Annotated in this window: 9 protein-coding genes and 3 rRNA genes; all 12 read right to left on the bottom strand. The window is 45.6% G+C overall.

All coding sequences use genetic code 11. The features are described from left to right. Nucleotides 1-171 precede the first annotated feature (171 nt). The 12 genes from rrf to hslO all read right to left on the bottom strand — a co-directional run bounded on the left by rrf (nt 172) and on the right by hslO (nt 12,943). Nucleotides 172-288, bottom strand: a 5S ribosomal RNA gene (gene rrf, locus FAY30_RS00470). Between the two features lie 81 nt (nt 289-369). Continuing rightward, a 23S ribosomal RNA gene (locus tag FAY30_RS00465) occupies nt 370-3,305 on the bottom strand. Nucleotides 3,306-3,499: 194 nt separating this feature from the next. After that, nucleotides 3,500-5,050: ribosomal RNA gene (locus FAY30_RS00460) — 16S ribosomal RNA — on the bottom strand. Together the 16S, 23S and 5S rRNA genes form the textbook arrangement of a ribosomal RNA operon. A gap of 353 nt (nt 5,051-5,403) precedes the next feature. After that, entirely contained in the window at nt 5,404-6,888 is a 1,485-nt protein-coding gene (lysS, locus tag FAY30_RS00455; RefSeq protein ID WP_149868077.1) for a lysine--tRNA ligase, read from the bottom strand. 202 nt (nt 6,889-7,090) lie between these two features. Beyond that, on the bottom strand, nt 7,091-8,092 hold the full coding sequence (gene dusB, locus FAY30_RS00450) for a tRNA dihydrouridine synthase DusB (RefSeq protein ID WP_149868076.1): 1,002 nt from the start codon (nt 8,090-8,092) through the stop codon (nt 7,091-7,093). A gap of 11 nt (nt 8,093-8,103) precedes the next feature. Continuing rightward, the gene (locus FAY30_RS00445) at nt 8,104-8,310 is read right to left on the bottom strand and encodes a helix-turn-helix domain-containing protein (RefSeq protein WP_149868075.1); all 207 of its coding nucleotides are present in this window, start codon (nt 8,308-8,310) and stop codon (nt 8,104-8,106) included. Then, nucleotides 8,262-8,789 carry a 2-amino-4-hydroxy-6-hydroxymethyldihydropteridine diphosphokinase gene (folK, locus tag FAY30_RS00440; protein WP_149868074.1) on the bottom strand — a complete coding sequence of 176 codons (528 nt, stop codon included), beginning with the start codon at nt 8,787-8,789 and terminating at the stop codon, nt 8,262-8,264. The genes FAY30_RS00445 and folK overlap by 49 nt, the downstream gene beginning before the upstream one ends. 2 nt (nt 8,790-8,791) lie before the next feature. Beyond that, on the bottom strand, nt 8,792-9,151 hold the full coding sequence (folB, locus tag FAY30_RS00435) for a dihydroneopterin aldolase (RefSeq protein WP_149868073.1): 360 nt from the start codon (nt 9,149-9,151) through the stop codon (nt 8,792-8,794). After that, nucleotides 9,144-9,986 carry a dihydropteroate synthase gene (gene folP, locus FAY30_RS00430; RefSeq protein WP_149868072.1) on the bottom strand — a complete coding sequence of 281 codons (843 nt, stop codon included), beginning with the start codon at nt 9,984-9,986 and terminating at the stop codon, nt 9,144-9,146. Before folP ends, folB begins: the two co-directional genes overlap by 8 nt. 109 nt (nt 9,987-10,095) lie before the next feature. Further along, nucleotides 10,096-11,025, bottom strand: a complete 930-nt coding sequence (cysK, locus tag FAY30_RS00425; protein ID WP_149868071.1) for a cysteine synthase A — start codon at nt 11,023-11,025, stop codon at nt 10,096-10,098. A 140-nt stretch (nt 11,026-11,165) separates the two neighbouring features. Then, nucleotides 11,166-12,065, bottom strand: coding sequence for a peptidyl-prolyl cis-trans isomerase (locus tag FAY30_RS00420; RefSeq protein ID WP_149868070.1), 900 nt, complete (start codon nt 12,063-12,065; stop codon nt 11,166-11,168). Beyond that, complete coding sequence (hslO, locus tag FAY30_RS00415) at nt 12,065-12,943, bottom strand: Hsp33 family molecular chaperone HslO (protein WP_149868069.1); 879 nt, start codon at nt 12,941-12,943, stop codon at nt 12,065-12,067. The genes FAY30_RS00420 and hslO overlap by 1 nt, the downstream gene beginning before the upstream one ends. Nucleotides 12,944-12,961 lie beyond the last annotated feature (18 nt).

Genomic DNA, 12,961 nt, shown 5'->3' with positions numbered 1-12,961 from the left:
CCTGAATTTTATTAAAATACGGAAGTTAGGAATAAAGTTGGGGGAATGAAAGGAAAAATTTGGGCTGTTTTTGTAGAGTTGAGGGGTTCTTTCCGCTATTGGTGAGTTACTTTTCACTTTCATTTATTGACGCAAAAAAAACAATCCTCCCGGATTGTCCTTTTTATGCGTGCCTGGCAACGTCCTACTCTCACAGGGGCGCATGCCCCAACTACCATCGGCGCTGAGAAGCTTAACTTCCGTGTTCGGTATGGGAACGGGTGTGACCTTCTCGCCATTGTTACCAGACTATTTATTTGAGGTTTCATTCCCTCAAAACTAGATAATGCAGAAGAAGTTTTTTGTAAAAACGAGTTCAACCAATTAAAAATGGTTAAGTCCTCGATCGATTAGTATCAGTCAGCTCCACATGTCGCCACGCTTCCACCTCTGACCTATCAACCTGATCATCTTTCAGGGATCTTACTAGCTTGACGCTATGGGAAATCTCATCTTGAGGGGGGCTTCATGCTTAGATGCTTTCAGCACTTATCCCGTCCGCACATAGCTACCCAGCGATGCCTTTGGCAAGACAACTGGTACACCAGCGGTGCGTCCATCCCGGTCCTCTCGTACTAAGGACAGCTCCTCTCAAATTTCCTGCGCCCACGACGGATAGGGACCGAACTGTCTCACGACGTTCTGAACCCAGCTCGCGTACCGCTTTAATGGGCGAACAGCCCAACCCTTGGGACCGACTACAGCCCCAGGATGCGATGAGCCGACATCGAGGTGCCAAACCTCCCCGTCGATGTGGACTCTTGGGGGAGATAAGCCTGTTATCCCCGGGGTAGCTTTTATCCGTTGAGCGATGGCCCTTCCATGCGGAACCACCGGATCACTAAGCCCGACTTTCGTCCCTGCTCGACTTGTAGGTCTCGCAGTCAAGCTCCCTTGTGCCTTTACACTCTACGAATGATTTCCAACCATTCTGAGGGAACCTTTGGGCGCCTCCGTTACTCTTTAGGAGGCGACCGCCCCAGTCAAACTGCCCACCTGACACTGTCTCCCACCCCGATCAGGGGTGCGGGTTAGAATTTCAATACAGCCAGGGTAGTATCCCACCGACGCCTCCACCGAAGCTAGCGCTCCGGCTTCTCAGGCTCCTACCTATCCTGTACAAGCTGTACCAAAATTCAATATCAGGCTACAGTAAAGCTCCACGGGGTCTTTCCGTCCTGTCGCGGGTAACCTGCATCTTCACAGGTACTATAATTTCACCGAGTCTCTCGTTGAGACAGTGCCCAGATCGTTACGCCTTTCGTGCGGGTCGGAACTTACCCGACAAGGAATTTCGCTACCTTAGGACCGTTATAGTTACGGCCGCCGTTTACTGGGGCTTCGATTCAGAGCTTCGCTTGCGCTAACCCCTCCTCTTAACCTTCCAGCACCGGGCAGGCGTCAGCCCCTATACTTCGCCTTGCGGCTTCGCAGAGACCTGTGTTTTTGCTAAACAGTCGCCTGGGCCTATTCACTGCGGCTCTTCAGGGCTATGAACCCTAAAGAGCACCCCTTCTCCCGAAGTTACGGGGTCATTTTGCCGAGTTCCTTAACGAGAGTTCTCTCGCTCACCTTAGGATTCTCTCCTCGCCTACCTGTGTCGGTTTGCGGTACGGGCACCTTGAATCTCGCTAGAGGCTTTTCTTGGCAGTGTGGAATCAGGAACTTCGGTACTAAATTTCCCTCGCTGTCACAGCTCAGCCTTTACGGTGAACGGATTTTCCTGTTCACCAGCCTAACTGCTTAGACGCGCATATCCAACAGCGCGCTTACCCTATCCTCCTGCGTCCCCCCATCACTCAAACGATTCATAGGTGGTACAGGAATATCAACCTGTTGTCCATCGCCTACGCCTTTCGGCCTCGGCTTAGGTCCCGACTAACCCTGAGCGGACGAGCCTTCCTCAGGAAACCTTAGGCATACGGTGGATGAGATTCTCACTCATCTTTCGCTACTCATACCGGCATTCTCACTTCTAAGCGCTCCACCAGTCCTTACGGTCTAGCTTCAACGCCCTTAGAACGCTCTCCTACCACTGACACCAACGGTGTCAATCCACAGCTTCGGTGATACGTTTAGCCCCGGTACATTTTCGGCGCAGAGTCACTCGACCAGTGAGCTATTACGCACTCTTTAAATGGTGGCTGCTTCTAAGCCAACATCCTGGTTGTCTAAGCAACTCCACATCCTTTTCCACTTAACGTATACTTTGGGACCTTAGCTGGTGGTCTGGGCTGTTTCCCTTTCGACTACGGATCTTATCACTCGCAGTCTGACTCCCACGGATAAGTCTTTGGCATTCGGAGTTTGTCTGAATTCGGTAACCCGATGAGGGCCCCTAGTCCAAACAGTGCTCTACCTCCAAGACTCTAACAACGTGAGGCTAGCCCTAAAGCTATTTCGGAGAGAACCAGCTATCTCCAAGTTCGATTGGAATTTCTCCGCTACCCACACCTCATCCCCGCACTTTTCAACGTGCGTGGGTTCGGGCCTCCATCCAGTGTTACCTGGACTTCACCCTGGACATGGGTAGATCACCTGGTTTCGGGTCTACGACCACATACTCAAACGCCCTATTCAGACTCGCTTTCGCTGCGGCTCCGTCTCTTCAACTTAACCTTGCATGGGATCGTAACTCGCCGGTTCATTCTACAAAAGGCACGCCATCACCCATAAACGGGCTCTGACTACTTGTAGGCACACGGTTTCAGGAACTATTTCACTCCCCTTCCGGGGTGCTTTTCACCTTTCCCTCACGGTACTGGTTCACTATCGGTCACTAGGGAGTATTTAGCCTTGGGAGATGGTCCTCCCTGCTTCCGACCGGATTTCACGTGTCCGGCCGTACTCAGGATCCACTCAGGAGGGAACGAAGTTTCAACTACAGGGCTTTTACCTTCTCTGGCTGACCTTTCCAGGTCGCTTCATTTACCCCGTTCCTTTGTAACTCCATGTTGAGTGTCCTACAACCCCAAGAGGCAAGCCTCTTGGTTTGGGCTATGTCCCGTTTCGCTCGCCGCTACTCAGGGAATCGCGTTTGCTTTCTCTTCCTCCGGGTACTTAGATGTTTCAGTTCCCCGGGTATGCCTTCAATACCCTATGTATTCAGGTAAAGATACTGTTCCATTACGAACAGTGGGTTTCCCCATTCGGAAATCTCCGGATCAAAGCTTACTTACAGCTCCCCGAAGCATATCGGTGTTAGTCCCGTCCTTCATCGGCTCCTAGTGCCAAGGCATTCACCGTGCGCCCTTTCTAACTTAACCTAAAAAGGTTTATAACTCTTATTCAATAAGAGAGAAAAACTAAAATGGCGATTACTCGATGTTTACTTTGCTTCTTCTTACGATTATCTAGTTTTCAAGGAACAAAAAAGTCTTGAGAGAATTGCTCCCTCAAAACTAAACAAACAAGAAACGTCAACCTTATTATCAGTCCGAAAGGACTGCATTATCCTTAGAAAGGAGGTGATCCAGCCGCACCTTCCGATACGGCTACCTTGTTACGACTTCACCCCAATCATCTGTCCCACCTTAGGCGGCTGGCTCCATGAAGGTTACCCCACCGACTTCGGGTGTTACAAACTCTCGTGGTGTGACGGGCGGTGTGTACAAGGCCCGGGAACGTATTCACCGCGGCATGCTGATCCGCGATTACTAGCGATTCCGGCTTCATGCAGGCGAGTTGCAGCCTGCAATCCGAACTGAGAATGGTTTTATGGGATTGGCTAAACCTTGCGGTCTCGCAGCCCTTTGTACCATCCATTGTAGCACGTGTGTAGCCCAGGTCATAAGGGGCATGATGATTTGACGTCATCCCCACCTTCCTCCGGTTTGTCACCGGCAGTCACCTTAGAGTGCCCAACTGAATGCTGGCAACTAAGATCAAGGGTTGCGCTCGTTGCGGGACTTAACCCAACATCTCACGACACGAGCTGACGACAACCATGCACCACCTGTCACTCTGTCCCCCGAAGGGGAACGTCCTATCTCTAGGAGTGTCAGAGGATGTCAAGACCTGGTAAGGTTCTTCGCGTTGCTTCGAATTAAACCACATGCTCCACCGCTTGTGCGGGCCCCCGTCAATTCCTTTGAGTTTCAGCCTTGCGGCCGTACTCCCCAGGCGGAGTGCTTAATGCGTTAGCTGCAGCACTAAGGGGCGGAAACCCCCTAACACTTAGCACTCATCGTTTACGGCGTGGACTACCAGGGTATCTAATCCTGTTTGCTCCCCACGCTTTCGCGCCTCAGCGTCAGTTACAGACCAGAAAGCCGCCTTCGCCACTGGTGTTCCTCCACATCTCTACGCATTTCACCGCTACACGTGGAATTCCGCTTTCCTCTTCTGCACTCAAGTCCCCCAGTTTCCAATGACCCTCCACGGTTGAGCCGTGGGCTTTCACATCAGACTTAAAGGACCGCCTGCGCGCGCTTTACGCCCAATAATTCCGGACAACGCTTGCCACCTACGTATTACCGCGGCTGCTGGCACGTAGTTAGCCGTGGCTTTCTGGTTAGGTACCGTCAAGGTACCGGCAGTTACTCCGATACTTGTTCTTCCCTAACAACAGAGCTTTACGACCCGAAGGCCTTCATCGCTCACGCGGCGTTGCTCCATCAGACTTTCGTCCATTGTGGAAGATTCCCTACTGCTGCCTCCCGTAGGAGTCTGGGCCGTGTCTCAGTCCCAGTGTGGCCGATCACCCTCTCAGGTCGGCTACGCATCGTCGCCTTGGTGAGCCGTTACCTCACCAACTAGCTAATGCGCCGCGGGCCCATCTGTAAGTGTCAGCCGAAACCGACTTTCAGCTTTCCCTCATGAGAGGAAAAGAATTATCCGGTATTAGCTCCGGTTTCCCGAAGTTATCCCAGTCTTACAGGCAGGTTGCCCACGTGTTACTCACCCGTCCGCCGCTAACCAACGGGAGCAAGCTCCCATTGATTCGCTCGACTTGCATGTATTAGGCACGCCGCCAGCGTTCGTCCTGAGCCAGGATCAAACTCTCCAAAAAAGTTGAGTTGATTAGCTCATAATTTAAAACGTTGGCTTCACTTCTATAAGAAGCAAATATTATTGTTTGTTGACGTTTTTGTTTGTTTAGTTTTCAAGGATCAATTTTTCTATCGCTCAAAAGCGACTTTATTATCATACCAAGTTATCAACCTAAAGTCAACAACTTTTTTTATTTCTTTTTCAACCACGTTACTGTCTCGCAGCAACGAATATTAATATACCACCATTAAAGACAAGGTGCAATAGCTTTTTATTCTTTTTTTACAAATAAATTAAAATAGAAATATTCGCATATTTCTACTATAAATAAAAGTGCCGGCAATGAAGATTGCGGCACTTTTATGAAATCTATTAACGGTGGCGCATTAACGGGAATAATAGTACGTCACGAATAGACGGAGAATTTGTTAACAGCATGACTAAACGGTCAATTCCGATTCCTAATCCGCCTGTAGGAGGCATTCCATATTCTAATGCCTCAACGAAGTCGTCATCCATCATATGCGCTTCGTCATTTCCTTGCTCACGTTCTTTCAGCTGCGCTTCAAAACGTTCTCTTTGATCAATTGGATCATTAAGCTCTGTGAAGGCATTGGCATGCTCACGAGCCACAATAAACAATTCAAAGCGATCAGTAAATCTTGGATCCTCGTCATTTTTCTTCGCAAGCGGAGAAATCTCGACTGGATGTCCATAGATAAATGTAGGCTGAATTAATTTCTCTTCTACCTTTTGCTCAAAGAATTCATTAACAATATGTCCATAAAGCATATGTTCAGTGACTTCAACTCCATGTTCTTTTGCAAGTTCACGCGCTTCCTCAACGCTCATTTCCTTCCAGAAGTCTGCGCCGGTATATTCTATGATTGCATCTACCATGTGAAGTCTCTTCCACTCCGGTTTTAGGTCCACTTCGTAGTCACCATATTGGATTGTTGTAGTTCCTAATACTTCTTGAGCGATATGGGCAATCAGATTTTCAGTCAGGCTCATGATATCACGATAATCTGCGTACGCTTCATAAAGCTCAATCATCGTAAATTCAGGATTGTGTCGAGTAGATACACCCTCATTTCTAAAGACACGGCCAATTTCGTATACTTTTTCAAGACCGCCGACAATTAAACGCTTCAGATGGAGTTCGATGGCAATCCGCATGTATAATTCCATATCCAGTGCATTATGATGTGTGATGAACGGGCGCGCAGAAGCTCCGCCAGCAATCGCATGCATCATAGGAGTTTCTACTTCTAAATACCCCTGGCCATCAAGGTAGCGGCGCATTGATTGAATAATCCGGCTGCGCGATATAAAGGTTTGTTTACTTTCTTGGCTCATAATTAAATCCAAATAACGCTGACGGTAGCGCTGCTCTACATCTTTTAAACCGTGGAATTTATCCGGCAGCGGGCGCAAGGCTTTCGTTAAGAAGACAAAGTTTTCAACCTTAACCGATAACTCGCCCACTTTTGTTTTAAATAGTGTTCCAGTAACCCCGATAATATCTCCTAAATCAGCGGAATCAAACACTTTATACTGTTCTTCTCCAACAGCATCCTGACGAACATAAACTTGGATTTGACCTGTTAAGTCCTGAACATGTGCAAATCCAGCCTTACCTTTACCGCGTTTTGTCATAATGCGGCCGGCAAGCGCTACAGAAATACTTTTTGCTTCGATATCCTCTTTCTCTAACTCCCCATAGTTTTCGATTAATTCATTTGTATTATGGGTACGGTCAAACCGCTTTCCAAATGGATCTAGTCCATTTTCACGCATTGTGTTCATTTTTTCACGTCTGACCAACAACTGGTCATTTAATTCTTCCTGACTCATGACACATTCAACTCCATTACTTATCTTTTATGGAAATCTAAAACCTATAAGAATACTAGCTGTTTTTTTACATACTATATTATTTTACACAATCTTAAGTATTCAGACATCAAAAAAGTAAATAAAAACTGCCAGTTCGTCTCACTGGCAGCTTCCGTAGTAAACAACGCTATTATAGAAAATGAACCTGTGAAAGTCAAACTTAACCAACAATTGCTTGGTTTTGTTCCTTTTCTTCTACTTCAATGACCAAATCATTTAATAATGTAACAAGATGTTCTCTTGTATCACACTCGTTAATGGCATTGCGCACTCTTCCATTGCCGGGAACCCCTTTTAAGTACCAGGCAGCATGCTTGCGCATTTCACGAACGGCAATGTACTCGCTTTTCAAAGCAATCAAGCGGTCAAGATGAAGGATGCAGACATCAATTTTTTCACGAACAGATGGTTCTGCCATTAACCTGCCAGTCTCTAAATACTGCACCGTGCGGTAAATCATCCAAGGGTTACCTAGAGCTGCTCTGCCAATCATGACCCCATCAACCCCGGTTTCATCCAGCATTCTTTTCGCATCCTGCGGTGTTTGAACATCACCATTTCCGATCAAAGGAATGTTAATCGACTGCTTCACTTCGCGAATGATATCCCAGTTGGCCTTGCCTTCATACATTTGTACACGGGTACGTCCGTGAAGGGCTACAGCTTTACCGCCGGCACGCTCAACAGCCTGAGCATTTCTTACAGCATAAATATGATCTTCATCCCAGCCCATCCGCATTTTTACCGTTACAGGCTTTTCTACCTCAGCTACAACTGCTGAAACCATTTCATAAATCTTATTTGGATCAAGAAGCCATTTTGCCCCGGCATCACATTTTGTAATCTTCGGAACTGGACAGCCCATATTAATATCGATAATATCAGCATTGGTATTTTGATCAACAAACTTTGCTGCTTTCACAAGCGTTTCCTTTTCACCGCCAAAGATTTGCAAGCTTAACGGCTTTTCACGCTCATCGATATAAAGCATATTCATTGTTTTTTCATTTTTTAACACAATCCCTTTATCACTAACCATTTCAGCACAAACTAAGCCTGCTCCGAACTCTTTTACCGTTAAACGGAAGGCAGAATTACAGACACCAGCCATCGGTGCGAGAACAACGGGATTCTTTATTTCAATATCGCCAATTTTCAACATCTACCAGCCTCCTATTCTTTAGGTCTTAAGTCATCTATAGTTACTTTCAATGAATGAGCGATTCTTTCAAGCAGATCACCTGCAGGCAGGCGATTCCCTCTTTCAATCTCTCCTAAAATGGATACCGATACACCTAGCTCCCTAGAAAAGCCTTCCTGTGTGTATCCCTTTAGCTTTCGATAGGCTCGAATACGCCTTCCCCACTTTTCCGCTTCCATATTCGGACTCCTTCTTTATCTGGTAGTTCGTTCAATAATACGTTAAGAGGTTTATCCACCCCGGGAATATGATGATCAGGATTGATTTCTACAAGTGGCACCATAACAAATGCCCGCTCTGTCATCCTTGGGTGCGGAACGGTTAGTTTCTCCGTTTCAATATTTTCTTGGTTAAAAGTCAGAATGTCAAGGTCTATTGAGCGCGGACCCCACCTTATTTCCCTTTTTCTCCCAAGTTCAAACTCCGCCTTAAGGCAGAAATCCAGCAGCTCTATTCCACTTAATACTGTCTGAATCTCAATTACCATATTTAAAAATAAATCCTGCTCTTCATAACCAATAGGATCTGTTTCATAAATAGAGGAGTAATTTACCAATTTAATTTTTGGGTTCTCTGTTAAAAGTTTTAACGCACTCATTATCGTATCATAACGGTTTCCTATATTTGAGCCGAGGGCAATAAATGCTCTGTTTTCCACTATTATCTTCTCCTTGTAATTTCTACTGCAACAGATTGGTAATGGCCGGGAATCGGCGGATCCGGCTTAATCACTTTTACTGTTACATCATGCACAAGAATAAATTGCTCCAACACCGCTGCTGCAATTTTCTCAGCAACAGCTTCCACGAGCTTATACGGTTTTCCCTCGACAATTCCTTTGCACACTTCGTAAAGTTCCCCATAATTGACCGAGTAGTCTAGTTGATCAGTTTCACCGGCTCTTTTCAAATTAACCGAAACCGTTAAATCAACCGCGAATCGCTGTCCCAGCCTAGTCTCTTCTGGGAATACACCATGGTATCCGTAAAATTCCATTCGGTTGACATATATTTTATCCAAGCACAACACCCTTTCCCATCATCGCGTCCATCATTTTCGCCATTCGGCTCATTTCCTTCACGTCATGGATTCGGATGATTTGACACCCTTTTTGAATGCCATAGCATACGGTAGCGCCTGTACCTTCCAATCTTTCATCAATAGGGAGATCTAATGCTTGTCCAATCATTGATTTTCTGGAAGTACCTAATAAAACCGGATATCCAAGCATGACAAATTTATCTAAATTTTGCATCGTTAGCAGATTTTCCTGATAGTCTCTCGCAAAACCAATACCAGGATCGAGGATAATATTTTCATCCTTTACCCCTGCTTTTTTTACAATTGCTATACTCTCGTATAAGTCATTTATTACATCTCTTATAAACACCTTGTAATTTCGGTCATGCCGGTTATGCATTAAAACGATTGGCACATGGTATTCAGCGGCCACTTTCCCCATATTCTCATCCGCCTTCGCTCCCCAAATATCATTGATAATATGGGCGCCAGCTTCAATGGCCTGCTTCGCTACCTCTGCTTTATAGGTATCAATAGAAATCGGGATTTGAACCTGTTCAGAAATGGCTTTGATCACCGGAATAACCCGCTCGAGTTCCTCCTCTATAGAAACAGCCGCAAAACCCGGTCGTGTTGATTCGCCGCCAATATCAATAATATCTGCACCGTTTGCAGCCATTTCTTTCGCACGTTTAACTGCATGTTCAATTCGATTATATTTTCCGCCATCCGAAAAGGAATCAGGCGTAATATTTAAAATTCCCATCACAATTGTTTTCTTAGAAAAGTCCAAGGTATATGGGCCACACTGGATTTGCTCTTCTGCTGCCTTCATTCCATATTCCTCCTATTCCTTTTTTCACTTATTTTATCATACATGAAATTTAGAATACGTTACAAAAAAATAGAGGCCCCAGCAAATAACGCCGCAGCCTCTATCCTTTTTATTCTACATCATATTGATAAAGCTGTGTACTTAGATAACGTTCTCCGTTATCTGGAATAATCGCCAGCACCTTTTTACCTTTTCCTAATTCCTTTGCAACCTTTAAAGCTGCAGAAATAGCGGCTCCTGAAGAGATTCCGCCAAGAATCCCCTCTTCTCTAGCCGCGCGGCGGGAGGCTTCAAACGCTTCTTTTGTATTAATTTGAATCACTTCATCATAGATGTTTGTATTTAACGTATCTGGAATAAATCCTGCTCCAAGGCCTTGAAGCTTATGAGGCCCAGGCTTGCCGCCAGACAGCACTGCTGAATCCTTCGGCTCCACTGCATAGATCTTCACTTCAGGGAATGTTTCGCGCAGCACAGCGCCTGCACCTGAAATGGTTCCACCTGTACCAATTCCTGATACAAATGCATCAAGCGTATCCATCTGTTCAGCAATTTCTTTACCAGTCGTTCTTCTATGGACTTCAGGATTAGCTTCGTTCTTAAATTGCTGCGGTAAGAAATACCCGTGTTCCTTTACAAGCTCTTCTGCTTTTGCAATCGCACCCTTCATTCCTTCTGGACCTGGTGTTAACACAAGCTCAGCTCCATAGGCGCGAAGCAAGTTTCTTCTTTCTAAGCTCATGGTCTCCGGCATAACAAACACTGCATTGTATCCTTTTGCAGCTGCAATCATCGCGAGTCCAATGCCAGTATTTCCACTTGTAGGCTCAATAATCGTGTCAACACCCGGTTTGATTAAGCCTTGTTCCTCAGCAGCTTCAATCATTGCTAAGGCAATACGATCCTTCACACTGCTCCCAGGGTTAAAATATTCAAGCTTTAAATAGACCTCAGCACTGTTTTCATCTACTAATCTGTTTAACTTAACAATTGGTGTTTGGCCGACTAATTCGGCAACTGAATTTGCTACACGAACCATAAAGACACCCCTATTCCGAGTATTTATATTGGATATATCGAATTTACCAGTTTTATACTTGTTTTGTCAATCATTTTGCCAAGGAAATTTTGTGAAAACTTTGTAAAAAAATAAAAAGCACAGAAATCCCTTCTGTGCTCCTAGTTTGCCTTTTTCTTCTCTCCATAAAACCACTCCACCTCGGCTTCATCCCAAAAGGTTGCGGCCGTTGCAGGTGACTTCATTTGCTCAAGAGCAATTTGCCGGCGGATTGCCTCTTTTACGTCATCGTAGGCATAACTTTTCCCGTTTATTTTCCCTTCAAGCTTTAAAAGGGCATACCCCTCCTTCACCTTGAGCGGTTTACTATAGGCACCCTTTTTTAACTGTTTTGCGGTTTCGATATATTGCTTTGGATAACGCTCATCCTCTTCACTAATATAACCAATATCGCCGCCTTCATTAGCAGAAAACTCCTCGATTGAGCGTTCCATAGCTAGCGTGGAAAAGCTTGACCCATTGGCTAACTCCTTAACAGTCTGACCCGCCTCTTTCTTTGTCTTCACAATAATATGCGATAGATGATAGGCAGGAGGAACATTGAAAAGCTGTTTATTTTTTTCATAATAGCCTCTCAATTCCTTACTCGAGACCTTCACGTCCTTTGTTAAAAGTTCTTCCAAAAGAAGTGTGTTCCGAATTTGTTCCTTCCACTTTCTCTCATTTTTATTCGTTTTCGAATTAAATGAATTATAAGTGGTCTGCATCATTCTAAATTCCCGATCGACATCTTGATCGGAAACTTTTATATGATATTTGGCCGACATTTCCTCTACGACCTTTTGATCAACCATTTCTTTTAAAACGTCTTTTCCGTATCTCGATTCAAGTTCGTTCAGCCAGTCCTGCCTCAAGATAGACGTTTTCCCCACGGTAGCCACTGCCTCATCATGGATTGCCTCACCGCCTGCCACATTTGCTCGTGTCAGGAAAAAAGCAACTGTTAAACAATTAAGCATAATGAGAGCAGCAATCACCATCCAAAGCTGCTTCTTCCTCATTATTTAGCATCCCTTTTTAGCTCTTCTAATTCTTCCTTTGAAAAATGGTATTTTTCATTGCAGAAATGGCAATGAGCTTCAGCCATCCCATCTTCTTCGATCATTGCCGTTATTTCAGCTGCGCCAAGTCCCGTAATCGCATTCGCAAATCGCTCTTTAGAGCAATTACATTGGAAGCTTACCGGCATCGTTTCTAGTACCTTTACATGCTCTTTTCCAAACAGTTCTTCCAGGATTTGCTCGGGTGTCAGACCCCGTTCAATTAATATTGATATTGGCTCAATCGTTTTCAATCGTTCTTCAAGCTTTGTTATAATTTGATCTGGTGTGCCGGGCATTAATTGGAAAATAAACCCACCCGCAGCCAAAATCGTATCATCCGGATTCACTAAGACACCGACACCCACAGAGGAAGGTACCTGCTCAGACGTTGCAAAGTAATACGTAAAGTCTTCGCCTAATTCGCCAGATACAAGCGGCACCTGACCAGAGAAAAAGTCACGCAAGCCAGTATCTTTCACAACCGCTAATATGCCGTCTGTGCCGACCGCGCGGCGGACATCAAGCTTGCCGTTTTCGTTTGATTCAAAGTCAACCTCCGGATTGGTCACATATCCGCGGACTTCCCCCTTCGCATTGCTGTCAACCACAATCGGACCGATTGGACCTCCGCCGTTTATTTTAATCGTAAGTTTATCCTCACCTTTAAGCATTGCGCCCATTATGACCCCTGCGGTCATCGTGCGGCCAAGTGCAGCTGAAGCCGTCCGCCATGTTTGATGACGTCGCTGCGCCTCACTTACCGTTTCTGTCGTACGGACAGCATATGCTCGTATGTTTCCCTCATAAGCAAGAGCCTTAACTAGATAATCCTTCATTGTCTAACTCCCTTCTTT

Source organism: Bacillus sp. S3, assembly GCF_005154805.1.
GTDB lineage: Bacteria > Bacillota > Bacilli > Bacillales > Cytobacillaceae > Neobacillus.
The sequence above is the reverse complement of the archived record's forward strand: the minus strand, read 5'-3'. Positions and strand labels throughout refer to the sequence as shown.

Coding starts and splice junctions, on each gene's coding strand:
- lysS (WP_149868077.1), bottom strand. CDS start 6,888: ATGAGTCAGGAAGAATTAAATGACCAGTTGTTGGTCAGACGTGAAAAA.
- dusB (WP_149868076.1), bottom strand. CDS start 8,092: ATGTTGAAAATTGGCGATATTGAAATAAAGAATCCCGTTGTTCTCGCA.
- FAY30_RS00445 (WP_149868075.1), bottom strand. CDS start 8,310: ATGGAAGCGGAAAAGTGGGGAAGGCGTATTCGAGCCTATCGAAAGCTA.
- folP (WP_149868072.1), bottom strand. CDS start 9,986: ATGAAGGCAGCAGAAGAGCAAATCCAGTGTGGCCCATATACCTTGGAC.
- cysK (WP_149868071.1), bottom strand. CDS start 11,025: ATGGTTCGTGTAGCAAATTCAGTTGCCGAATTAGTCGGCCAAACACCA.
- FAY30_RS00420 (WP_149868070.1), bottom strand. CDS start 12,065: ATGAGGAAGAAGCAGCTTTGGATGGTGATTGCTGCTCTCATTATGCTT.
- hslO (WP_149868069.1), bottom strand. CDS start 12,943: ATGAAGGATTATCTAGTTAAGGCTCTTGCTTATGAGGGAAACATACGA.